Source organism: Amaricoccus macauensis, assembly GCF_014201905.1.
Classification (GTDB): Bacteria; Pseudomonadota; Alphaproteobacteria; order Rhodobacterales; family Rhodobacteraceae; genus Amaricoccus; species Amaricoccus macauensis.
Window position 1 is genome coordinate 203311 of sequence record NZ_JACHFM010000003.1, and the last position, 24024, is coordinate 227334.

At 63.8% G+C, this 24024-nt stretch carries 20 protein-coding genes and 1 CRISPR repeat array; of the genes, 2 read left to right on the top strand and 18 right to left on the bottom strand.

The window, feature by feature from the left end; all coding sequences use genetic code 11:
- Positions 1 to 460: 460 nt before the first annotated feature.
- Positions 461 to 1343: direct repeats of the CRISPR family, unit length 29 nt; unit sequence CTGTTCCCCGCACGCGCGGGGATGAACCG.
- 315 nt (positions 1344 to 1658) lie between these two features.
- The 13 genes from HNP73_RS14855 to HNP73_RS14915 all read right to left on the bottom strand — a co-directional run bounded on the left by HNP73_RS14855 (position 1659) and on the right by HNP73_RS14915 (position 16797).
- A complete protein-coding gene (locus HNP73_RS14855) occupies positions 1659 to 2219 on the bottom strand; it encodes a hydrolase (RefSeq protein ID WP_343063329.1) in 561 nt (186 codons plus the stop codon).
- A gap of 124 nt (positions 2220 to 2343) precedes the next feature.
- Entirely contained in the window at positions 2344 to 3087 is a 744-nt protein-coding gene (locus tag HNP73_RS23935; RefSeq protein WP_184151266.1) for an IclR family transcriptional regulator domain-containing protein, read from the bottom strand.
- Positions 3088 to 3293: 206 nt separating this feature from the next.
- Complete coding sequence (locus HNP73_RS14865) at positions 3294 to 3824, bottom strand: acyltransferase (RefSeq protein ID WP_184151268.1); 531 nt, start codon at positions 3822 to 3824, stop codon at positions 3294 to 3296.
- Entirely contained in the window at positions 3824 to 4891 is a 1068-nt protein-coding gene (locus HNP73_RS14870; RefSeq protein WP_184151270.1) for a hypothetical protein, read from the bottom strand. The genes HNP73_RS14865 and HNP73_RS14870 overlap by 1 nt, the downstream gene beginning before the upstream one ends.
- Before the next feature lie 4 nt (positions 4892 to 4895).
- Positions 4896 to 5930 (bottom strand): NAD-dependent epimerase/dehydratase family protein, encoded by a 1035-nt coding sequence (locus HNP73_RS14875; protein ID WP_184151273.1) that lies wholly within the window; start codon positions 5928 to 5930, stop codon positions 4896 to 4898.
- A 28-nt stretch (positions 5931 to 5958) separates the two neighbouring features.
- Positions 5959 to 7233, bottom strand: a complete 1275-nt coding sequence (locus HNP73_RS14880; RefSeq protein WP_184151276.1) for a flippase — start codon at positions 7231 to 7233, stop codon at positions 5959 to 5961.
- 230 nt (positions 7234 to 7463) lie between these two features.
- A complete protein-coding gene (locus tag HNP73_RS14885; protein ID WP_184151279.1) occupies positions 7464 to 8105 on the bottom strand; it encodes an outer membrane protein in 642 nt (213 codons plus the stop codon).
- A 73-nt stretch (positions 8106 to 8178) separates the two neighbouring features.
- Positions 8179 to 9537: a polysaccharide biosynthesis/export family protein gene (locus tag HNP73_RS14890; protein ID WP_184151282.1), complete on the bottom strand. Its 1359-nt coding sequence runs from the start codon at positions 9535 to 9537 to the stop codon at positions 8179 to 8181.
- Between the two features lie 20 nt (positions 9538 to 9557).
- Complete coding sequence (locus HNP73_RS14895) at positions 9558 to 10202, bottom strand: YjbF family lipoprotein (protein ID WP_184151286.1); 645 nt, start codon at positions 10200 to 10202, stop codon at positions 9558 to 9560.
- Positions 10199 to 12319 (bottom strand): YjbH domain-containing protein, encoded by a 2121-nt coding sequence (locus tag HNP73_RS14900; protein WP_281379264.1) that lies wholly within the window; start codon positions 12317 to 12319, stop codon positions 10199 to 10201. The genes HNP73_RS14895 and HNP73_RS14900 overlap by 4 nt, the downstream gene beginning before the upstream one ends.
- A gap of 246 nt (positions 12320 to 12565) precedes the next feature.
- Positions 12566 to 13651: a WaaS/CpsH family glycosyltransferase gene (locus HNP73_RS14905; RefSeq protein ID WP_184151292.1), complete on the bottom strand. Its 1086-nt coding sequence runs from the start codon at positions 13649 to 13651 to the stop codon at positions 12566 to 12568.
- A 576-nt stretch (positions 13652 to 14227) separates the two neighbouring features.
- The gene (locus HNP73_RS14910) at positions 14228 to 16321 is read right to left on the bottom strand and encodes a polysaccharide biosynthesis tyrosine autokinase (protein WP_184151295.1); all 2094 of its coding nucleotides are present in this window, start codon (positions 16319 to 16321) and stop codon (positions 14228 to 14230) included.
- A gap of 233 nt (positions 16322 to 16554) precedes the next feature.
- Positions 16555 to 16797, bottom strand: a complete 243-nt coding sequence (locus HNP73_RS14915) for a hypothetical protein (RefSeq protein ID WP_184151298.1) — start codon at positions 16795 to 16797, stop codon at positions 16555 to 16557.
- Positions 16798 to 17251: 454 nt separating this feature from the next.
- Between HNP73_RS14915 and HNP73_RS14920 the strand changes: the two genes are divergently transcribed.
- Positions 17252 to 18046 carry a metallophosphoesterase gene (locus HNP73_RS14920; protein WP_184151301.1) on the top strand — a complete coding sequence of 265 codons (795 nt, stop codon included), beginning with the start codon at positions 17252 to 17254 and terminating at the stop codon, positions 18044 to 18046.
- 104 nt (positions 18047 to 18150) lie between these two features.
- Here the strand turns inward: HNP73_RS14920 and HNP73_RS14925 are convergent, their stop codons facing one another.
- The 4 genes from HNP73_RS14925 to HNP73_RS14940 form a co-directional block, all read right to left on the bottom strand.
- Positions 18151 to 19236 carry a nucleotidyltransferase family protein gene (locus HNP73_RS14925; protein ID WP_184151304.1) on the bottom strand — a complete coding sequence of 362 codons (1086 nt, stop codon included), beginning with the start codon at positions 19234 to 19236 and terminating at the stop codon, positions 18151 to 18153.
- Positions 19233 to 20198 carry a phosphoenolpyruvate carboxykinase (ATP) gene (locus HNP73_RS14930; RefSeq protein ID WP_184151307.1) on the bottom strand — a complete coding sequence of 322 codons (966 nt, stop codon included), beginning with the start codon at positions 20196 to 20198 and terminating at the stop codon, positions 19233 to 19235. Before HNP73_RS14930 ends, HNP73_RS14925 begins: the two co-directional genes overlap by 4 nt.
- A 109-nt stretch (positions 20199 to 20307) precedes the next feature.
- A complete protein-coding gene (locus HNP73_RS14935) occupies positions 20308 to 20535 on the bottom strand; it encodes a hypothetical protein (RefSeq protein ID WP_184151310.1) in 228 nt (75 codons plus the stop codon).
- Between the two features lie 52 nt (positions 20536 to 20587).
- Complete coding sequence (locus tag HNP73_RS14940; RefSeq protein WP_184151312.1) at positions 20588 to 21703, bottom strand: calcium-binding protein; 1116 nt, start codon at positions 21701 to 21703, stop codon at positions 20588 to 20590.
- A 299-nt stretch (positions 21704 to 22002) separates the two neighbouring features.
- Between HNP73_RS14940 and HNP73_RS14945 the strand changes: the two genes are divergently transcribed.
- Positions 22003 to 23025, top strand: coding sequence for a sugar transferase (locus HNP73_RS14945; RefSeq protein WP_343063331.1), 1023 nt, complete (start codon positions 22003 to 22005; stop codon positions 23023 to 23025).
- A 131-nt stretch (positions 23026 to 23156) separates the two neighbouring features.
- On the opposite strand, the gene HNP73_RS14950 is transcribed toward HNP73_RS14945, so the two are convergent.
- Positions 23157 to 24011 carry a DUF364 domain-containing protein gene (locus tag HNP73_RS14950; protein ID WP_184151315.1) on the bottom strand — a complete coding sequence of 285 codons (855 nt, stop codon included), beginning with the start codon at positions 24009 to 24011 and terminating at the stop codon, positions 23157 to 23159.
- Between the last annotated feature and the right edge of the window lie 13 nt (positions 24012 to 24024).

The window sequence follows — 24024 nt, forward strand, 5'->3', positions numbered from 1 at the left end:
AGCCGAGGCGAGGCGTCGGCGTCCATTCCTGCCGTCCCCGGCCCCTCTGCCCGCGGCGAGAGATGCCGCGAACACGGGGCCGGAGCTCTCCTGTTCGGGCGCTCGTCCTCGCGACCGTCGGGGTGCCTCCCGGTACTCGCGCTGCCCGCTCCCGGCCCCGGGGCATCGTCGATGCAGGCGGGCTGAAGACGACGCTCGCCCCGCCTGTCCCGCTGACGTGGCAGAAAGCGGTGCCCGCCCGCGCGTCTGTCGCGGATGTCGGCCTTGCTGAGCCTTTCGAATGTCCGCAGGGCCAGCCGCGCGCTTCGTCTGCCACGATGCCACCGGGACGAGCGTCCTCCGGGCGGTGGTCCTCATTGCGAGCATCGCGAAGGATTGACCCGCGATCAGGAACCGCTCCAAAGTCGGTAGGTTCTTCAACGCGACCGAAACCACAGGGATTCAATACCTTCCAGCCAGACTGTTCCCCGCACGCGCGGGGATGAACCGCATCGGACTGAGCCGCTTCTTCGACCAGCTCTCTGTTCCCCGCACGCGCGGGGATGAACCGCCGCGCGGCGGCGCAACTTCCGTTCCGGCTTGCTGTTCCCCGCACGCGCGGGGATGAACCGTACGCCCGAGAGGCCGGGCTGGACGAGCGGCTCTGTTCCCCGCACGCGCGGGGATGAACCGCTGATCGAACGCCTGCGAGCCACCTCGCCGCACTGTTCCCCGCACGCGCGGGGATGAACCGCTCGGCCTGAGCGCCCGTCAGGCAGGCCATGACTGTTCCCCGCACGCGCGGGGATGAACCGCGGTGTACATCGCTCGAAAGCGAGGCAAGGCACTGTTCCCCGCACGCGCGGGGATGAACCGCTCGCGCACGCCGAGCACATGATCCCGGAGTTCTGTTCCCCGCACGCGCGGGGATGAACCGGGTGATTTTCATAATTATCTTATGGCAAATTACTGTTCCCCGCACGCGCGGGGATGAACCGGAGAAGTAGGTGTAGGCCGGGACGCCCTCAGCCTGTTCCCCGCACGCGCGGGGATGAACCGGTGCGCAACCAGAAGGTCTACGGCGAGAAGCACTGTTCCCCGCACGCGCGGGGATGAACCGCGCTGCACGGCATCGTAGCCGGGAGGCTCGTCCTGTTCCCCGCACGCGCGGGGATGAACCGCTCCCCGCCGATCCCGATTGGGAATGGGAGTGCTGTTCCCCGCACGCGCGGGGATGAACCGTCTTTGCCGCCGTAAGTGTTGCGCCACTCCGACTGTTCCCCGCACGCGCGGGGATGAACCGTGACAGTTTTGGTCACAACAGTTCACGAATCCCTGTTCCCCGCACGCGCGGGGATGAACCGGCGGCCCGTCAATCGAAAGCCCGGCGCCCTCTTGGCCCGCTGCCCCGCCGGTGCTATCTATGGGGCGCCCGGTCGCGCCAGGAACCCGCGGTGGCGCGCTGGAGGTCGGCCCGTCGACTGACTGCGACCGCCGGGCATCTCCCTTCCGGCGGCGATGGTGAGTAACCACCCACTTTTTCGCCGCGCCCCGGTAGTCCAGCGCCACAATGGTGCTCCACGCACGACCGGCGCCGTCCCTGTTCCCCGCACGCGCGGGGATGAGCCGTCGGCGGGCTCCGCTGAGGGAGGCGGCGTGGCGTCATAGGGGCGCGGGCATCACCGCACGAGCTTGCTCAGGCTCCTGAAGGCTGCGGCGTCCGCGGACCCGAGCCACTCGAAGACGACCATCTCGGTCGTGACGATGACGCAGCCCGCCCTCTCGGCGCGTCGAAGGGCGCGGTCCCTGTTCTCTTCCCGCCGCGAGTCGACGGCGTCGGCGACCACGTACACGGCATGACCCGACCCGACGGCCTCCAGCGCCGTCTGGAGAACGCAGACATGGGCCTCGATCCCGGCAATGATCAACGCGTCATCCGGCCGGCTCCCGAGTTCGTCGCGCAGCGCCTGATTGCGGAGGCAGGAGAAATCGAGCTTCGGCAGAGGGTGGCTTTCCGTCAGGCCGGCGAGTTCCGGGAGGGTTGGTCCCAGTCCCCGGGGATATTGCTCGGAGATCGTGACCGGAATGCCAAGCTCGCGGGCCGCGGTCAGCAGAATCGTGCAATTCCGGATCAGCGACGCGGGTTCGCTCATCGCCGGTGCGAGACGTTCCTGCACATCGACGAGAACAAGTCGCGAAGTATCAGGATCTATTGTATTTCTCGACGGACTGGAATTCACGCGCTCCCCCCGCTAGTCGGCACTCCCAGGCTATGGGTATCCAGAGAACCGTTCAACTTTTTTCCCCGACCGCCGGTCGCGACGCTGGCGCGATCGCTCCGCACGCGAGCGGCGTCCTCGGTGTTCAGGCGTGATAGCCGAAAGCCTCGGAGAGCCGCCTCGCCGAAGAAGTCACGATTCGTGCCAGCGCGCTGTCTGGGCCGCTGTCCACGCGGCTCGTCCGACCAAACACTGTCAGAGCCATGAAGAGCCGTCCGGTCGCGTCGAAGACCGGGGCGCTGACGGCTCCGAAGCCATCGCCGCCGCCGTCCCTGACACACGCAAAGCCGAGACCTCTCGTCTCGCGGATCAGTTCCGCCAGTGCCGCGCGCTCCTTCGGGGTGTTGACGCGTCCCGTGGCGCGGTTCTGTTCCAGCTCGCGCTCGATCGGTCCCTCGGTGCGTGCAGGCTCCTCGAAGCTGCTGAAGACGAGGCCGGTCGCGGAGAACGTCAGCGGGCAGTGGTGGGTCGGGGCGATCGTCGTGGCGAAGTCGTGTCGGGCCTCCATGACCCGGATCATGGTCGGCCCCTTGTCGGTCCACATCGCGAGGGCGGAGGTTTCGCCGACCTGCTCGACCAGCTCCGTCAGGATCGATTCGGCGAGCTGCAGCGGTTCGAATCGAGCGAAGCTCTTCAATCCAAGCTGGAATGCGACATGTCCCAGATCGTATTTCGATGATTCCTTGTTCTGTTGCACAAGGCCGGTCCTGATCAGGCTCACCAGATACCTGTGGACCTTCGCGGACGGGAACCCGAGTTCTGCCGCGATCGCGGCCAGTTTCATTGGGCCGTCTGAGCGGATCAGGACATCAAGTACCGTTCCCGCCACTTCGACGGTGAATCACAGAGCGCGTCAGCACCTGAGCCGGGCAACCTGCGCGGCCGCAGAGATCTGCGCTGCCGTATCGTAGTGACGTGTTCGTCCTGCTCCCGCAGGTTGGCATCCCTCTTTGATACACCGAACGGCAGCGACAAGTTATCATGAAACCGAGCTGAATCGGCCACGCCTGTCCTGTTGTCTGCAGGTGGTGCTCATCATTCGATAACCCTGGTAACCCGGCCCGGGATTCCGACGACCACCGCATTTCGCGGGGCCGTCAGGTTCGCGACCACGGCGTTGGCGCCGACAATGCACCCGTCTCCGAGGGAGGCGCCCGGAAGGATCTTTGCGCCGTGTCCGACGAAGAGACGTTTCCCGAGGGTTACCTCGGCGATGTCCCAGGGCCGATCAAGGCTGTGCTTGTCGAGGTCGCGCGGCGCATGGGTGATGTTCGTGATGACGTTGGCGCCGGTGAAGTTCGACTGTGCGCCGATGGTCAGGTCCGCGGCGATCGTGATGTGGCAGTTGGCGCCGATGACGACATCCTCCTCGATGGTCAGCGTCGCGCCGTCGAAGACCTCGACCCGCAATCCGGGCCATATCCGGACGCGCTTGCCGATCCTGATGTTGCGCCGGCCCAGCATGAAGAGAGTCGGGCCGACGAAGCCGGGAAACTTGATCGACGTCCCGCGCAGGAAGAGGCCGACCGCGTTGACCGCCCAGAGGATTTTTCGGTCCAGCCGCATCAGGTGTCTCTTTCCGGGGTCGCTGCCTCGAACGCCTGATCGAAGCCGAAGCAGGCCCGATCACCATCTAGCGAGGCCTTGGCAAGCTGAGCCAGCTTGATCAGGGTATCCGTGTCGACCGCGGCCGCTTGTTCGAGGGTCAGATGGGCAGTGGCCAGTGGGCGATCGGAGATCGTCACGACCGGAATGCCGCGTGCGAGGGCATCCATCAACGCGCCACTGTCACCGCAGATCGCCAGGCCCGGGCGCGGGCTGGCCTCGGCGACGCTGGTCAGGGCGAGTTCCGGATGTCCGCCGCGGAGGGACGGGTGCAGCGACCAGACGGCGCGCAAGCCCTGCGGCAGGACGGTGAGGAGATGCCTGAAGAGCGGCAATTGCCGCGCGTCGTAGGGCGGGCAGAGGATCGCGAGGCCTTCATCAACCGGGCCGTCCGCTGAAAGGGCGCCGAAGCCGTACTCGCCCACCAGAGCCAGCCGCTCCGGGGCGAAGCCCGCGGCGAGGAATGCCTTCTCGGTGCAGCGGTCCCAGAGGCAGATCCTGTCGGAGACGAAGTTGCGGATGCCCATGAGAGAACCCGGGTCATCCATCCGGTAGAGGCCGTGATGCAGCGTGCAGGTAGCGGACCCGTTGCGTCGGGCCGCGAGGGCCAGCGCGAAGCCCGACAGGTGGCCGTCGCAATAGACCACGAGCGGCTCGCCGTCCTTCCGGGAAAGCGCGGCGACGCAGGCAATGATCCAGGGCACTGGCAGCAGTGCGAGCAGCGCCGCCGGCACCAGCGCCAGCAGGCGCAAGACGATGGGGGTCACGTGCGGCTCGACCAGCCCGGCGGCCGCGAGCCGCGGATCAACCGCGACGGCGCGGCGGGCGAGGAACTCGCGGCTGAAGCGGATCTGGCGTCCCGCAAGCCAGTTGTGCGCGACGTAAGGTCCCCGGCGGTGACGCTGCTTCGCCACACACAGGGTCAGTGTCCAGCATTCCTTCAACTTGTACCGGGCCCAGGTCAGGGCTGGACGGCTTCCCCCGAGGTTGAAGAAGAAGTCACGCTCCATCGGATGGTCTGCGGCCATGCCTCTAGGCCTCGAAGAACTTGATGAGCCCACCCAGTCCCTCCTGCAGGGAAACCTTCGGCTCGTAGCCCAGCACCGCGCGGGCGCGTCCGATGTCGGCGGCGGCATGGCGCACGTCGCCGAGGCGGTAGAGATCGCAGAACTCCGGCTCCGGCCCGCCGGTCAGCACGCAGATCTCGCGCGCGACCGCCTCCAGCGTGAGCCGTTCGCCCGAACCGATGTCGTAGGTGCCGGCCGGGGCGTTCCCGGTGAGCGCGAGATTGATTGCGCTCGCGATGTCGGCCACATGCACGAAGTCCCGCGTGATCCCGCCCTGCTCGTAGATCTTCACCGGCTCCTTCCGGCTCAGGTTGCGCAGGAAGTGGATCAGCACGCCGGTGTAGGGATTGGTCAGCGACTGGCCCGCGCCATAGACGTTCTGCAGCCGCAGCACGTAGGCCGAGACGCCGAACGACCGCGCCCAGTTCCGCACGAGGTTTTCCTGACAGAGCTTGGTGGCGCCATAGATGTTGGAAGGATTGGGCAGGTGGGCCGCCGCCGACATGGCGAGCGGCTCGAGCGCCTCGAACTCGAACTTGCCCGCCTTCAGGTCCGCCTCGTCGCGTTGCTCGGGATAGACCGTCTCGCCGGAGGCGGAACGGAAGGGGCCCTCGCCGTAGACCGCGCGGCTCGAGGTCAGCACGATGCGCTTTGGCAAGACGCCCATGCCCGACAGGGTATCGAGGACGAGCGCGGTGCCCATGGCGTTGATCCGGGTGTTGAGCGCGCAGTTGTGCAGCGAGCGCCCGGTGCCGGTTTCCGCAGCCAGCAGGATCAGGTTCTCCGGCACGCCGTTTTCGAACAGCGCTCGGACGTCGTCCGGCTGGGATACATCTCCGGGGACGAAGTCCACACCGAGGGAGACGAAGTCCGCGATCGACTTCCTGTTGTGCACGATCGGAGACAACGAGTCGAAGACCGTGACGTCTTTCGTGCCGAAATCGTTCATGTATCGGCTGCCGATGAAGCCTGCGCCACCAATGATCAGGGTATTCTTCATGAAGTCGTTCCTTCTTGCACCGCTTTACTCAGAAGCGAAAGGGAAGTGACGTGATCGACAGCCGCCGTCGCACGTACTGGAAGAGGATGATGTTCCACGCGATGACCGTGGCCGATGAGGCGATCGCCGCGCCCCAGGCCCCGAAGAAGGGGATCAGGACTGCGTTCAGGACGATGTTGATCACGAACGCGACCAGAACCCCCTTCAGGGTGTCGAGTTCATGGCCCGTCATGTTCAGGATGACCATGACTGAACCAAACCAGGCGTGGACCAGTTGCCCGATCACCAGAATGACCATCGGGCCATAGCTGACGGCGTATTCGGCGCCGAAGCCAAGCTCGAGAATCCATGGCCCGAGCAGGATCAGCACCAGCGAAACCGGCGCGCCGATCCCGAAGGTGAGTTGCGCGGTGCGGATCGCGACGTTCTCCAGATTCTCCCGGTTACCTTCTTTGTGCAGGCGGGCGAACGTCGGCATCATCACCATGTTGATCGCCTGAAGCCCTGCCACGGGTAGCAGCGCCACTGACGAGGCGACCTTGTAGAGGCCGGCGGCCCGGGCGTCGCTCAGGACACCCAGCATGATGACATCAAGGTTGGAGCTGATCACCTGCGCTCCGGCGACGATGCCGAGGACCCCCGTCGAGAGGATCATCGTCCTCATGCTGAGATCGGTGGGAGGGCTCCGATCCTCGCCTCGTGGCCGCAACCAGAGCCAGCCACCCGCGCCAATCGCCAGGGCGACGAACGCGCCGGCAAGGTGCAGCGACATCGCGCTGAGCGAAGTCAAGCTGCCGACGAGCAGGACCCAGCCAAGGATGAACACGCAGAACACCGCTTGCCGGAGCACCTGGTCGGGCAGCAGGCCGGAGACCGGGTAGCCAAGGCCACGCAGCACGCTGCCCAGCACCGCGGTCATCGCCATCACCGGGACGATGAGGAAGCCGATGATCAGGGTCTCGGCGTAGGTCGGTGATGCATTGGTGAGGTAGGTCCAGACGAAAGCCAGAGCGACCACGCCGCCGGAGGAGATCAGCACCAGCTGCGTTGCCGCGCGAACGATCCGGTGGATGCGCCCGGGGCTGCCATCCACGACAGCACGCGAGACCTCCCGGACGACGAAGTTGGGCAGACCGAGCTGGGAAGGAACCGCAAGGATCGTGACCGTCGCGAAGACGACGGAATAGACGCCATACTCCTCGGCCTGCAGGACCCGCGCCAGGATGGCGACCGATATGAATCCGGCAAGGAGACTGACGAACTTGATGGCGATCGCGCCGGCAGACCTCTTCAAAAGCGACATGCCAACTCTTACCGCTTATCATACCTGAGCAATCATCTCCCTCGTCGGGAGAGTATTGCAGCCGCTGGGGTCACTTCCCTTGGCGGCTTATACCTCTTGCAATCAGAGATGCGCAATACGATTAAAGATCGCAGCCGCAGTTCACTCGTATTTAGAGTGGTATATTATAGGACACAATGCATCCGGTCCGCCCCGAAAATCAACCCGCGGGGCGGGCCGTCGCTTTGCGATCAGAATGTGTAGGTGTAGCCGACCAGCACGTTGATCGCGTCGTACCCGCTGCTGAAACTGAAGTCGTCGTCCTCGACGGTCTGGCTTGACGCCCCGAAGTAGCGAACTTCGGCGAAGAGGCTGCCCTGGAGCGAGACTTCGTAGCTGAGGCCGAGCATCGCCTGATAGGCGAAGGAATAGTCGGACTCGAGCTTGAGGTCGTCCTGCTTCACGCTGAAGTCACCAACTCCGAGGCCAGCGCCCACGTAGGGACGGAACGGGGTCGCGGAACCGTCAGGAACGAACTTGTAGAACGCGTTCAGCATGAAGGCGTTGGAGACCACATCGCCGCTGTCGTTGTTGTCCGTCTCTTTCCAATCCGCGTCGGACTTGCGGTAGAGATATTCGGCCTCGATGGCCACGTTCGGGGAGTAGGTGAAGCCGACGGCAGCACCGATCGCATAGCCGCTGTCGAAATCGAGACCGTTCGGCGCGCTCACGCCACTCGTCTCGTCGCGGAGATCGAAATCCTGGTCCTGGGGAATGGTCCAGCCACCGAGGAGCTTCATGTAGACGTCCTGCGCCCGGGCCATGCCGGGGAGCAGCGCCATGCTTCCCAGCATCGCACCTGCGGCGAGGATCGTCGTAAGCTTCCGTCCCATTCTGAACTCCTTTTTCTGCGCCAATTTCCATGGGGGATCAGGGGCGGGCATCGCTCGCCCCTGATGCCGGTCCCTAGTTTGAGTACGCCCCCGGAAGCTGGAGGAAGTTCGGGGAGAGTTGCTCGATCACCCGGCTCCAGCGGGTCACCGGTTGCTCGGAGACGAAGACGATGTCACGCGGCCGGAGTTCGAGGCGCGTCAGCATCATCATTCCCACGGCGGAGCTGCCGTCCACGTGCCAGGCGGTGATCCCGCTGAACTCGAGCGGATTGGTGGAGCTGCGCAGCACATAGATCTGCCGGGGATCGGCCGTCCGGTTGGGAGCGCCCCCGCCGCCCTGATAGAGGGCGTCGGCGAGGGTCGCGACCTGGCCGTAGGGCAGGGACCAGCGGCCCTGCTTGAACATCTCGCCGCTGAGATAGACGTAATCCTGCGGCTCCGCGCCCATCTCGACGCGCGCGGAGAAGTTCTCGCGCTCCTCCGCCAGCTCGCCGCGCCGGAGCTCGGTGGCCTGCGTCAGGATCTGCATCTCGTTCTGGCGCGAGCCCTGCTCGAACTCGCGAAGCTGGATCTGCTCGGCAAAGTAGGCCTGCGCCTTGCCCAGATCGTATTCCGTGTCGACGAAGACGGAGTCGCGGTCGATCAGGCGCAGCTTCTGGTAGCGCGGCGACACCAGGAAATCCCGCACCGGGATCTCATAGAGCGACCCGTCCCGGTAGATCCGGATCACCGCGGCGTCGCGGTCGGCGGCGGTGATGCCGCCAACGGCGGCCAGCGCGTTGTCGAGGGTGAGCGGGATCAGCGTGATCCGCGCCACGCCGGGCTGGGCGACCGCGCCGCCGATCGACACCTTGCGCGCGTTGAAGTCAGCGATCTCGAGACTGAACGACGGGTCGATCTGGCGCTCCAGCAGCCGTTGGAACAGCACTGCTTCCGCTTCCTCGAGCGTCATCTCCGCGATGCGCACGCGGCCCACGTCCGGGATCGCGATGGAGCCGTCGTCCTGCACCGTATAGCCCTGACGCCGGTTCTCCGCCGCGAGCAGGCCGGTCAGTTCCTCGACCGAGGTGCCGGGGGTCTTGGTCGCCAGCAGGACGACGTCGCCGACTCCGATCCGATAGGGCTCCGGCGGCACCGGGGGTGGCAGACGCGCGACAAGCTCCTCGGGCCGGGTCTCGGGCTGGAACGCGGTTTCCGGCCCGGCCTCGGCGACGGGCGACCCGCCGCCGCTGCCGGCAGTCTGATGGAAGGCCGCCGGCAGGGCGCGCGGCTGATAGGGGTCACGATTGGCCGCGAAGACGGTCTCGGGCGTCACGTCGATCACCCTCACCTTGCCTCCGTCGACCACGCCATCCCGGATGACGGGGCTATGATAGGCGACGCCGCAGCCGCCTATGAGGAGGGCAAGACCCAGAGTGTACAGTTGCCGCATGGCCTCTCCCATCTCGCGCTTCAGGAATTGGGGAACAGAAGTTGGGCGCGTCCCGCGCCCTCACTGATGAACTGGACTGACTGCAGGATGCGATCGCCACTCAGCCAGTAGAGATTGGTGAAGCTGTCGTCCGCGCCCTGACAGGTTTCCTCGATCCGCTGGCTTCGTGTCGTCACGTCATTGAGCAGCTGGATGGTTTCTTGTCCGGCGGGGCGCACGTCGCAGACGAAGGCCCGAATGCGGATCTGGTCCTGCCCGTTGAGATAGGTGTGGATCCGGGTGATCCGGGCGGGCCGCATCTGATGGATCGCGCCGGCGAGACCAGGCGTGTCCGCGGTCATCAGGTCGAACGAAAGACCGCGCGTGCCGATGAGCACCCCGTCGCGCAGAAAGATTTGTGCGTTGTCGATCGTGCGCCAGCGGGTAACTCCGTTGCGCGCGTTGGTCTGGACCATGAGCACCGAGGGGCCGTCGTCGAGCAGCGTGATCCGAAGCCTCGGCGCCCCTGCGGCGATCAGCCGCTCTGCCGCGGCGGTGTCGACGCCGGGCGCGGGCGGCATGAGCTGCTGGCCGTTGCGGGCCCGCTCGGTGCTCACGCTGCAGCCCGCAAGCCCCAGGCAGAGCAAGGTCAGAACGCGGCCGAGGCGACGAAGGCCAGAGCTCATCGCCAGAACCTTTCCCAACGCGCGCCGAGCTCTTCCTGACGGCTGGGTCGGGTCATCGGATAGAGCCGGTTCTGCGCCCAGAGCTGCGCGCCGCCATCCCGCAGGATTGGTCGGATCACCATGCCGATCTGATTGGGCGATGGCTTGCCGAGAAACCAGGTGAGCGGAACGCTGAAGGAGAAGCCCTTGTCGAAGGAGCCTTCGCCGAAGTCGTCGAAGCTGACGTCGGTCAGGGTGAAGAACGCGCTGAGCTCGAAGCCGTTGCCGAAGCGACGGCTCATCGTGAACGTCGAGCCCCAGTCCTTCGCCAGATACCGTCCGACGTCGACCTGACCGAAATAGCCTTCTCCGAAATCATAGTAGCCCGAGAGGAAGCCCGTGACGACGTCGTAGTCCTGGAAGTCGAGCCCGCCGTCGAAGGCGCGCTGCCTCGCATAGGCGAGGTTCCCGCCAAGGGCGAGGCGTTGACCGGGAGGGGCCCAGAGCACTTCGCTGAAGACCCCGCCGAACATCGGCTCAAGCAGCCCCGCTTGCGCCTGGCCGTAGAGGTCCGGACCGAGGCGCTCGAACTGCGCCGCGGTCAGATAGGGGATCGTGATCTCGCCGGCGTCCCTCGCATAGAGCCATGCATCGGAGCGCACGTGAGGCAGCGTCGAGTTCGACGGCCGATTGCCCTCGTCGAGATTGCCGATGATGCTGTGCCGCAGGGCGCCGGAGAAATAGGTTCCCCGCCACGGCGACCACGAGGCACTCGCTTCGGCGCCGATGTCTATCCGCACAGGATTGTCCGGGTCGAAGAGGAATGGCGTCGCGTAGAGCCCGACCCCGGCGGTAAAGTACGGATCCCAGGTCCCCGCTGGTGCCGGCGTCCGCGCGGCATCGATGATGCCCGCCCGGGTGTAGCTCTGCCACGCGCCGTCGGGGGCGTACTGGGTTTCCTCGAGGTCGCTCCGCTTCAGCGTGACCTCCGTGACCTCCATGCCCAGGACATGGCTGCGGATCCGGAAGCTCCTGACCTCGGCGGGCAACTGGGCGCTCAGCACCGCCGCGGTACGGCCGTAGGCCTGCGCCATCGCCGGCCAGCCGTTGTTGGTGATCGAGACGATCGCGGTCGTGCCTGTGACCTCGAAGCCCTCCAGGGCGACACCTTGATCGTTCAGCGCCGCCTCGAGCCGCGCGTGGCGCGCCGCGTCTGGCCGGGGGGTCCAGAGCGCCAGGCTTTCACCTGAGCCGTGAGAGATCGCAGGGGGGCCGGCCTCGCGTCCTGAAGGCGCAGGCGGATCCTTCGGATTGAACATGAAGCTCGCGCTGACCGCGACGGAGGAGCCGCTCAGCAGGGAGACCCCGATGGTCCCGCCATTGTCGAACTGATACTGCGCGCCGAAATTGAGCGGGATCCGGTACTTGTACCCCATCCGCAGGACCTCGGCATCCATGGAGTCCGACGAGTACTCCGCCATCAGCCGCAAATGGTCGGTCGCCTTCCAGTCCGCAGCTGCGAAGATCGCCGCGGGTCCGTGGAAGAAGCTGCCGAAGGCGACCTGACCGGTGTCCTCGATGGTGCGGTCGGTATCGCGATGGTTGAAGCGGTCGGAGATCAGTCCCAACGGGTTCTTGAAGCCGTTGTGGGTCCCGTACCGCCCCCATCCGATGCCGAGCGTCGCGGTAACATCCGGCCCGATGTGCTTCGACGCCGCGATGTACTCCGAGCTGAAGATTCCGGTGCCGCCGAAGTCCTGCAAGCCGACCGTCATGGCCGGCCACCACCCGGTGTAGTCCTCCTGCGAGAGCAGCACGCGGACGTCGAAACTGCGGTCGTAGAGGGAATCGTGCCGCCCGTCCTCGAAGGGCACGTAGTCCCTGAGGTACGAGTACCGGAAGCTTCCCTGCAGCCGCGGCGTGATCTGGAAGGTCCCCACGGTCCTGAGGGCACCTTGGGTCATGTAGTTCGCGGAGAAGGCCAGCGTGCCATCCGGCAGCGCGAAGCCGGAGGGCATCTCAAGATAGCCGGGCGCGCCATAGTGTGACAGTCCGACCCGGTCCTGACTCCATGCCGTCGGGCACGCCGCAAGAACCCCGAAGCTTGTTATCCAAAAGAGGAGCGATCTAGAACGCATATCACCCAAGCCGAACTTTTGCTGCCCTTATAACGAGTATCTGCTCTCGCAAAAGGTTTAAATGCTTCATTCGCATTAAGCCAAGGCGGGAAACGTCATCAGTTTCGGCACTCGGGCTTTTCCCTTGGGAGCGTGGCAATAATGCCTACGCCGGGAGCCCTCGATACCGGACGCTCCCCGCCCTGGCGGTCCGCTGCGGTTGAAGGGCGAGGCTCTGGCAAGTGTCGCGATACTGTGCCCATGGAGCTAACTATATATCTTGCCAAATTTCGCGCGGTAGTTCTCGCGCCTCTCGTCAAGAATAGTAGTTGCCCAAGTTCCCACATGATATTTCTTCAGGAGATCCCTCCATTTCTCGGTATTCGGTGCAGCCGGGATCGAGAGGACCGGATTCTCTGGGTCGAACACTTTGACTGGAACGTAGCCATAGAAGTCATGTTCGAAGACGTGACGATTCGACGTCGCCAACGGCAGCCCGGAGAAGATCGCGTCGATCGTGCGGATCGTCAGGCCGTTCTGGTTCTCCTGCTCGACGTCGATGACGCAAGCCGAGTGCGTCATGATGTCGAGATAGGTCTCGTAGGGCACGCGCACCCGGGAAATCGGCGCGTCGAAACGATAACGTATCGCGCAAATCCTGAACATTACGTATTGTAAAAAGCTTGGAGCATAAAGGTATATATAGAAGCTCTTCTTGTCGGACTTCAGCCTGCGAATGATTTCTGCCAAAATCTTCACTCGTCGCACCCGTCCGGTGCCGACGAAGCAGTAGTCATATTTTGAGGGATGTCTCTCGGGCGGTTCAGGAGTGTCGACGGAATGAAAGTGAAACAGCGGCGTGTGGTGCAGTCCGTTGAAGTTGTCGCAGTCGACCATATCGAAGCTGTATGCCGCATCTGCCGCGTCGATCATCCGCTGATCCAGCCGCCGGTTCGATGAGGAATCCCACAGATACAGAACAATTCTTGTATCCGGAGCTTTCTTCTTGAGGTGATCCCTCAGCTGCTCAAGTTCGCGGCCGCGCAGCATTTCCGGACTGATGATGAGAACCTTGTCGGCTCCATATGCAAGGATATCCCGCGCAAGCCTCTCGACATACGATTTCGTAATTCCACCGATGCTTTGCAGGATCCCGAGCCGGGTCAGAAGCTTTACGAGAAACCCGTTCCCTATACGCGCATCGATCCACTTTGCTTCGAATCCGAGGTCCTCGATCGCCTTGGGGATCAGTTTTTCATACCCTTGAAACTGATTGACGATAACAGCGACGCGAACAGGATTACTCATCGGGACAACTCGAACTGTTAGGGGCCAGGGGGCTGAAGCAGTCATGAAGTTCCTGATCCTCCTGATATAAGTCAGCAAGGAACCATCATTCGGACGAGGCGGCGCTGCCGGTCACTTCACAGTGCCGGATATTCTTCCTGGGCCAGCGCGGATGGCGTTCTGGATTTCGTCTGTAGGCCTACCCCTGTCGGGCAGTACCTTGCGGCCCACGGTCCCATTGAATGCGAAGTGTTGCACTATCGTACGGTATTGTTGGGCGATGTCCAGACTTCATGCCACGGTAGCGGACGGCAGGAGGCCCCGTAGGACGGCCTCGAGGCTCGGGCCTGACTGTGATTGCCGTGGCCTGTTGGTGATCCGTCGCATCCGGATCTGCGATCTCGAACATGTGGTCGCCGGCACGAAACCACGTCCCCGGACCGACCGAGGCCCCGGACCCTCGATATCCGAGGGTCGCGTCCGCGAAGAATGCGCCTGGCGTCGCCCGGCTGAGAAGCAGTGAGCGGCCACCGTTCCCGCTATTGGGGTCGTTTCCGACAGCAAACGACAACATGCGCTGCGACGAGATGTTTACATTCCCCATCTGGCACCGTGCGGTGTTGAGTTCCGGTTTCCGCCAGGTTAAGATATTGAATTGTAGTATTTCTTTCCGTATGCCGCATACGCGCCGTAGCGCTCGCCATAGCCATAGCGACGCATGCCCTTGGGATCGATCTGGCTCAGGACCATGCCGGCGACCCGCGCATTGGTCGTATCGAGCATGTGCAGGGCATCCTGCACCTGAGTCTCGGACGTGTTGTCCCAGCGGACGATGAACACGACCGTGTCGGCATGCTGCGCAATGATCCGGGTGTCGGGCACCACCAGCACCGGCGGCGTGTCGATCAGGATGACGTCGTAGTGCTTGCGTGCCTCGTCGAGGAGGCGCGGGAAAGCCTGGGACGAGAAGATGTCCGCTGCGTTGACCAGGGACTTTTCGCCGAAGAGGACGTCGCCCATGGACTCTGAGGGCCATGCGGCTTCAGCGAGACTGACATCGCCTGAAAGGACGCTGACCAGGCCGTTGCCGTGAGGCGCCTCGAAGTAGCGCTTGAACGTGCGGCGACGGATGTCGCCCTCGATCAGCAGCACCTTCTTGCCCATCTGCGTGAGGTTCTGGGCAAGCGCGAGGCTGAGCATTGTCTTGCCCTCGCCGGGAACCGGCGAGGTGAGGGCGATGATCTGGGGCACCCGGTCGATGTTCGACAGGAGTATCGAGGTGCGCAGATTCCGCACCGCTTCCGCAAGCGCCGAGGTCGGGTTCTTGGCGAGGTATTCGATGACCTTGGTACGCTGCCCCACCGGCAGGAGCGGGATCTGCCCGAGCACGACCCGACCGGACAGGCTTTCGAGTTCGTTGGAGGTCCGGATGCCGGAGGCGGCGGCCTCGCGCAGCAGGGCCAGTCCCGCCCCGAGCATAGCTCCGAAGATCGCTGCCATGGCGAGGGTCAATCCCTTTCGCGGCGTTGATGCAAAGAGGGGGCGCACTGCCTGGGAGAGGACCCTGCTGTCAGGTTGCTGAATGCCCTGCTGGGCCACAGCTTCTTTCAATCGCGTCTGGAAGTGTTCGTAGAGCAGCTTGCTTGCCTCGGCCTCGCGCGTCATCTGCTCGAGTTGGGTCAACTCCTGAGATGCGCGGTTGATCGTGTCGAGCAAGTTCGTCTCGGCCAGATCATAGGACGAGATCTGGCTGCGCAGGCGCAGGAGATCCTGCTCCATCTGCTGCCCCAGCAGGGTCCGGCGAGCGTCGAACGCGTGGACCGCAGTGCTGCCCTCGCGATCGGCAGCGACGGCGAGTTCGATAAGCTGCGGATCTGCCAGCGCGGACGCCTGGGCGGCGCGGCCGATTGCGTTCCGGGAAGCCTCCTGCCGCGCGACGAGACCGCTGACCTGATCGATGCTCGCTGCCCGGCGGTCGCGTGTATCCTTGAGCTGACGATCGAGCGCCGCGAGTTCGACGCCGCTCGCGATGCTCATGTTGCTCTGGAATTCGCGCATCTTCTCCTCGGCCGTCTCAAGCTCTGCCTTGAGATCCGCCACCTGGCCGGTGAGCCAGTCCGCGGCGCGTTTGGTGGCCTCGAATTTCACCCGCACCTGGTCATCGATATAGAGCCGCGCGATCGTATCGGCGATGAGCGCGGATTGCGCCGCAGATTCAGTCTCGACCTGAATCTGGAACGCGAGGCTTTGCGCAATGTTCGAGGTCGTAACCTGTTCGAGGAGGGCGGTCACGACGGCGTCGCGGATTTCGGCCTCTGAAAGCTCGGGGGCGGGACCCCGTACGAAAGTCTTGATTCGCGACAGAAGCCCCTTGGGCTTGAGCCGCGTGTTGAATTCCGGATTCTCGACGAGATTCAGTTCATCGACCACCCGTCCCATCAGAACGCGGCCGCGGAGGACCTGCACTTCCGTGTTCACGACGCTGCTGTCGCTGGAAAGGCTCCCGAGAATGCTTTCCACATCGAGGCCCATGACCTGGGCCTCTCGGGATTCCATGACGACTGTGGCTGTGGCCCGATAGGTCGGAGTTGCCAGGAACTCCACATATGCAAATGCCAGTGCGATGAATGCTGCGCAGGTAAGAATGATGTAGTACTTTTTTCGTAAAAGAATATTTATAGTTTTCAGAATGTCGACCGAAGCGTCATCGGAATCTGGCACGGCCATAGAGCTCATCTTATTCTTCATGTCGACCTAACACTCAGTTACTAGCTATCTAGCTGCGTGCGCAGAGGTGTTTTTCCTCCCCCCCGGGGGGGGAAGGGCTCGAAAGGCCGCATTCTCGCCGCCGGCCGCGGACGGCCGACTGGGCAAGATGCGGTGATAGTGGGAGGCATCACAGAACCACGCATGCTCCGCCCTCTCCGCGGCGGAGGTGTGGTTCTGTCCGGCGCGCAGCGACTGCACCCTCAGTGATGGCCGCAACCGCAGTGGTGCCCGGTCGAGGAGGTGGTATTAGTCGTAGAAGTGGTACTGGTGGAGGTCGTGGCGATGCTGTTCAGCAGGACCTCGGCCACCGTTTCCGCAGCGGAGTTGCGCGCGATCGGCTCAAAGCCGGCCTCTTGCTTTTCCTGCGCTGCAGCTGCGGCAGTCAAGGGCAGGGCGGACGTGGCGGCCAGGACCAATGCCGCAGCCAGAAGCTTCTGCATCATGGGTGTTCCTCCTACAGGACTTTGCTTCCTTTAGCATATCGCATTTCGATGATCGAGATCTCCTTTTTAGCTTTTATCGATCGCAATGAGATTATGGAGAACTCATGTCTGTTGCAAGAGGGCCGTCGTCGCTTCGCCCACGGGATTGCCCGGAAGGCCTTGGATTGAGCGCGGTTTTAGCGCTGGAGAGCCGACGATGGTCGTGTACCGGACGATGATCATGCGCCGGATTTCGTGGGGCGGGCGGGACGTCCTTCTTCCGGATTGCAGCCTGATCCGCGACGGCAGGATCAACTGACGGATGACCCACAGACGCGCTGGTTCACTCGCCTTAAACGACGCATGCCAGCTTGACCTGAAGGCCCCAACCAGAAAATATGTCCGTTCTCCGCGTAGAGCTCGATCTTCACTTTTTCGGATGGGGGATCGGCTTGTCGTCTGAATGGTCGGTATCATGAGCGCCTCGTACTCCCTTCGCCGATTTCTGTCTGAGTTCCTCGGTGCCTCATCACCTCGGCCAGCGGCCGAAGGGCCGCGACTGTTTCCGGCACCAGAGGAGCCGGTTTGTCTGCTCGGCGATCTGCACGGCCGCGCCGATTTGCTTGAGCGGTTTCTGGCACTTCGACGACGCCACTTTCCCGAGCATCGGCTGATCTCGCTCGGGGATTCGATCGATCGCGGTGAGGCGAGTGCCGATGCCCTGCGGCTTCTGCGCGCTGAGAGCGATCTGGGTGCGATCTGCCTCATGGGCAACCATGAGGAGATGCTGATCGAGTTTCTGGACGATCCCGCTGATCAGGGTCGGCGTTGGCTGGTCCACGGCGGACTGAGCACGCTGGCGAGCTTTGATCTGCGCGGCCTGCCTTCGGATGCGGGCGCGCGGGAGAAGGCGCGAGATGCGCTGCGCGTCCAGATGGGATCGGAGACCGAGGCCTGGCTGCGGGCGCTCCCGCCTTTCTGGCGAAGTGGCAATCTTGTTGCCGTACACGCGGGCCTCGATCCGGACCGTCCGCCTGAAGGGCAGGATCGTCGCAACCATGTCTGGGGCCACCGCGACTTTACGACGCACTCCCGGAGCGATGGGATCTGTGTCGCCTATGGCCATACTGTGGTCGACCATGCGCACATGCGTGCTGGCCGACTGGCGCTCGATACCGGTGCATATGCGACGGGCAAGCTGAGCTATGCGCTGATTGACCCGGCCGCGCCCGAGAGCGAACGAGTGACGTTCGCGGTCGTCCCCCGCTGAACGTCGGCGTTTTCCGCGCCAAAGCCATGTCGGACCCTTGGGCGGAGTCTCCCTGACCTGCTCCGAGCCCCGGGCGTGCCTTGTCACAATGGTGAGCCGGAGGTCTACCGCGCCAGAATGCGCCGGATCTCGCGCCAGCGGGATTGGTAGAACGCACGCTCGCCGAAGCGGCCGGGAAACCGCCGCCGCACCGAGGGGCGGTGTCGCAGTGAGAGGGCATGTTCCGCCACAAAGGCAAGCGCTTCGCCCGAGCGTTGTGCCCAGGGGTGTTCCTGCTGCCAGAGCGTGCGGTGTCCCAGTCCTCGCGCCATGCGTGAAACTCGGGGAAGGGGAGGCGTGCCGACCGATCTTTCACAGACATGCGCGAAGGTGGCGAAGCCGAGCCCGACCCCGCCGGCCCGGGCCTCGGCATCTGCGGCAATGACATCCGCCATTCCGTGGCGGCGCGCGAGCATGGCGAATTCCACCACTTCCGACAGAAGCACGCTCCCGCTGAGCAGGCGCTTGTGGTTCACCTGCGCGTGCACGACGAGATGAAGCAGACTGTCAGAGGGGGAGGCGATCCGCGCGGTGGCCCCGCCAAAGGCAACGGGGCTCGCATGTTCGAAGATTCCGGAGGCAGAAAGCAGCGCCGGATACCAGTCGTGCGTCACGATCCGGTGAATCTCGAGGCCCACAGGCCATTCGTCGTGCCAGAGAGCGGGTAGATGGTGATGCTCTTCGGCGAGGCGGCTTTCGTCTCCGAAGGGCGCGTAGCCCGCCGCTTCGAGTATCGCCATCGCTTCCGTTATCTGCGGCTCCGGGATCAGGAGGTCGAGGTCCTCCATGAAACGCTCCGACAGCGTGAACGTACCATCGACGAGCCGAGCTCCGCCCTTGAGCACGATCGGCACGATCCCCGCCGCATTGAGTCGCGCCAGCGTTTCAGCGAGTTGTTCGCGGATCATCGCATTTCGCGCGCCATTCGCCTCTTCCGCCAGCGAGAACGCGTCGAAAAGCGTCGCCGGCAGGAGTGGCGCGGCCGCCGGATCGTGGGTCAGTCGACCGAGGAACGCCGCAACGCGATGCTGGAAAGCGAGCAGGATCGTCGCGTCCGGATCGAGGCGTGCTGCCCGAATCGCTGCTGCCGGATCAGCTTCGGTTCCAAGCGCGATGCGGGTCAGCAGGCAGAGGTCAGCGAAAGCCGTCATGGGGAAACGAGTGCGGGAGCGTCGGCACAAAGCTGCCATGCGAAGGACGCTGCCTCGTCATGATCGGAGTAGGTGAGGCGCCAGGCGGGAACGCACTCAAGCCAAGCGAGAAGCTCGGAGATATGGTGGCCAGAGGCAGGTGGCAGCATCCCGCTCTTTGCGAGAAGCGCGAGGGCTTCCCGAGGTGCCAGCCGCTCGGCGTGATGCCCGGCCCCCGGCGTCCACGTGGGAAACAGCAGCGCCGCCACCGGGTACCCGCTGCACGCCACCCGGGGAGCCGGATAGTAGCGGATCGACAGACCCCCGACGCTGACGGGCTCGGTCTTCAGGAAATCGTTGAACAACGACGAGAAGACCGGCCAGCTGCCTTCCTTCACCCCCATCGCGAGAGGGCAAGGCCAGGCGAGCCGGGTTCCGGCTTCGATCGGCGTCGCGTCGTCGGAAACGAGGATCGCTCCCCGGGCCAGCAGTGCGCCCGAGAGGGTCGTCTTGCCCGATCCAGAGACGCCGGCGATCGCAACGGCTCCGCCTCCGGGTGCCGCGACAGTGGCGGCGTGCAGGATCCCGAGCCATTCGCGATCCGGGTTCAGGGAACGGGCGAGCTGGCGCACCAGCAGCCACCAGCCGATGCCGAGGCCCTCCTGCACGACGCGCCCGTCAAGTGCGACGGCGGATCGGTCGTCGTCCGTCGTGAAGAGGTCGATCGTCGGGCCCGCGGGGGGACCCGGGATGACGAGGGGGGCAAGCATCCGGCGGAGGACTCCCGCCAGCAGGTCGCCCCAGACCCGCACGCGCGGCGCGACACCGTCGCCGGCAAGCACGCAATCGAAGGACGGCGCCCCGTGGGGCGCCGTCCAATTTTCGCCAATTCGCTCTACCTGCGGCTCGTCAGTTCCCTCGGCCTGCTCGTTCAGCAGGCCGAGAAGATCTGCGTCACTCAGTTCGGACGAAGCGGCCGCCAACTCCCTTTCAAGGAACCAGATGCGGCCGCTTTCACTGTCGTGGACGACCACGCCTTGGTCGAACCGGAAGCGACGTGCAGACGAGACGGCTATCCCCACGGCGTCGGGTTTATCCGACGTCAGTGGTCTTGCGGATGCCGTCGGCCTGGCCCAGGACACCAGTGCCGTCCGCGCGAGCCTTGCGCGGATCGAACAGCAGTGCGGCCATCGGCGCAGCCGCGGCGACCGTCAGCACCCGCTTCACTACCGCGCGCCGCGCCTTGATCTCCGCGTCCGCTTCGCTGATCTCGGCCGCGACTTCGAGGGTGTCGCGGTCATTACCCGAGTGTTGCGTCATTTTCATTCCCACGCTGTGTTAGCAGTTACGGCGTACTTCGCCGAGGTGCGGCTCAACCGAAGATGAAGTCAGTTGAATGAAGCGGATTGCCCAGGATGCCGGGGGCAGTCAGATTGTCCGGACCTTCAACCCGAATGGTGTCACCGCCACCGAGGTTGATCGTCGCATCCCCACCACTGTACGTAATCGAGAGATCGCCTATATTGTGGATGCCAGAAGCGGCATAGGCAGTGAGGTCAATCTTGTCGTTGTAGCCCGCGAGCGACGACGCCAGATTGTCCTGGTGGAAGTCCTTGATCGTGTCCGCGCCGCCGCCCGGAGCGAAGACGAAGAAGTCCCTCGTGCCGGTCGCGAGCAGCGCGGGATAGTCACCCCACAGCTCGTCATTCCCGGCGCCGCCGTTGATCGTGTCTTGCCCCGCGCCGAGACCGGCGAGCGAGTTGTTCGAGCTGTCGCCGTAGATCGTGTCGTTGCCGGCGTCGCCCGAGATCGAGTCGTTGCCGAACGCGAGCAGGCTGGCGGCCGTGAGTCCGAGCGACGAAGCGTAGTCGCCGATCAGGACGTCGCCGTAGTCGCCATAGATCAGGTCGTTGCCGTTCCCGCCGTTGACATAGTCATCACCGAACCGGAACGAACCGAGCGAAACGTTCGCAAAGTCAAGCGCACCGTAGTCGCCGTAGATCGTGTCGCTACCGTCGCCGCCATAGATCTGGTCAGCGAACCCTGACTGGAACAGGCTGATGTTGATCGTGATGAGGGAACTGTTGGAGGTATCCCCGTAGATGACATCCGCCCCATAGCCAGCCCAAATCTTGTCCGCCCCGGCGCCACCAATAGCGGTGACCGGAGTCAGGTAGGCGGGAACATTGCGGGTCGGATGAACCGTCAGGTCGAGGAGGTCATTGCCCTCGCCCAGATCGATCGTCGTGAAGGTATTGGCGAACCGCTGGAACGTGCCGGAAATATTACCTTTTCCGGACAGCGACAGATCATAGATGATCGCTTCGCTCCGGTTGTCTCCGGTCAGGACGTGTGAGCCATCATCTGCCAGTAACGCGAGTGCGTTGCTGCGAGTCCAGAGCCCGGCCAGGCTCGTGGTTACCGCTGGATCCCAGCGGTTTATCGCCGTTCCGGAGATGAACGAGCCATTCGCGCCAAATGACACCATTGCCGACACCCTTACATTTGCATGTATCCTAGCGAATGAATCTATATTCGAATCGAATCTAGAGTCAAATCGTAAATTGAGTATCATACTCGTTGTACGACCATGATACCGACATCATACAGCAGAAACAGATATAATAGCAAGCTATGTTGTGGCACCTATCTCATATCGCGAGACTCCGGGCGTCGAAGAGGCGGTGCTATGGCCCGGTTCCGGGTCCGGTTCTTGCAGAATCCGGGGTTGGTGAGGCGATTGCCGGATCAGGATCTCCCTCGGGTTGAAGGAGACGTGGGGTCTGCGTGGTGGTCGTCATCGCCGGTCGGAAAAGGGCGGAAGGTTGTTTCTTTGGGAGTTCCCGGGGCGCAGGTGGCGGCATGGATGTGGATTGCAGAAAAGAACAGGTCTGGCATGACGGCCTGCCGAGCAAGGTGCAATCGCAAAACGATTATGAAAACGTCCGTTGTCTCTTGACTCAGGTGATTCACGATGCTTCAGGTTGTTCCATAACGATGAAGGCGGGTCCGTTCAAGAATTGGAATAGTGAGGGCTTGTCCATGCGTAGCGTTGGAATAAGTGAAATACAGGTCAGTGCGGCTTTGCGGCCGCTGGCGGTCCTCGAACGGGGGGCGCAAACGTGCGGGGCGCACGATCCGCGACCCATAGAAGCGGATTCATTGCGGGTTTCCGCGGGTATCACCCATGACAACTCCGAGTACTTCGGGAAGCGCTGGGTGGATGTTGTTTTTACACTGGTGATATTTCTGGCACTGTGGCCAGTATTCCTGTGTATCTCAGGAATGATATACATTCGCGATGGCGGGCCCATCATCTATCAGCATACACGTATCGGTCGTAACGGCCGGCCGTTCGCCTGCCTGAAATTCCGAACCATGGTCAAGGACGGTGATCGGATCCTGCAGCAGTTGCTCGCGAGCGATCCTGCAGCCCGCGAAGAGTGGGACTCCGCGCGGAAGCTGCGGGATGATCCCCGGATCATTCCCGGTATCGGGAATTTCCTGCGCAAGACCAGCCTGGACGAGCTGCCACAGCTTCTGAACATCCTTCGGGGGGAGATGAGCTTCGTCGGTCCGAGGCCCGTCACCGCAAGTGAGCTCGAACACTATGGCCCGGCGGTCGACGCCTATCTGTCTGTCCGACCCGGCCTGACGGGACCGTGGCAAGTCAGCGGACGCAGCGACACCAGCTATGCAGATCGGGTCCGGTTCGACGTGGCCTATGCTTCGGAAAACTCGATGCTCAAGGATCTCGCGATCATGGCGATGACAATTCCTGCGGTGATACTGCGTCGGGGTGCCTACTGACATAGCCCCGGACTTTCACCCCGGGGGACCGGTGCGCTTGCAGGCTCGGGATTTCCGAGGGGAGCGCGGCGCGGGCTGATCCATGGTGCGCCCGGTTGCGGGCGCATCGCGCGACCCTCCTCAGTTCCCCGCTACACCGGTCGCGCACCGTTTCTGCACAGGACGATCTTCCGCGCCGACCTTCCGAGGAAATGATAGCCGGAGCCGCCTTCGGCCAGCACTTCAAGGAAGGCGTCGGGGTCGGTGATGCGGACGCCGCCGAGAATCGTGCAGCCATGGGCGAAGAAGGCGTCGGGCACCATCGTCACGGTCGGGCCAACGATCACCACGCGCGCGTCGGGCTTGGCCACCGCCAGAAGTCCCGCCAGCGTGTCGTTGATCAGCGTCGTTCCGGTGATCAGCAGGACATCGGCCTCTGGGATCACCTCGGGGAAGCACTCGGCCGGGCGAAAATTCGGCATCTCGATCGGTTTCAGTGTGGAGGGATCCTTCTCCAGCACCCAGTGTCGCGCGCCGAGCCCGCGCAGGGCGCGGAGGAAGGGGACGAAGGCGCCGACGACGACTGCGGTTTCCTCCGGCCTGACCTCGGCCACGTCGAAGGCGTCGACGCCCTCGATCAGGTCATAGCAGAGCGGTCGGCCGCTCTCCTGGCGCCGGTCCGCAGCCACCTGCGCCAGCGCGTTCAGCGCGGCGATGCCGAGTGCGCGGCGGATGCCGGTCTGTGTCACCGCCTCCTCCGCGGTGCGCAGGGCCGGACGGCCGACGAGCTTTCCCGGGAACGGCATCGACATGGCCGAGCTGGGGCAGCAGACCGCCTCGGGGATCTCCTTGATCGGCGTGGCGCAGGACCCGGCCTGACCGGTGGTCAGTTTCACGCCGGTGAAGAACAGGCCCACGACCGCGCGCTCGATCCGAAAGCTCTCGATCTCGGGGCCTAGCTCCGCGCGCAGGACGTCGAGGGTTTCCCGGAGGATTGCGGTGGTCATGCTGTCCTTCCGT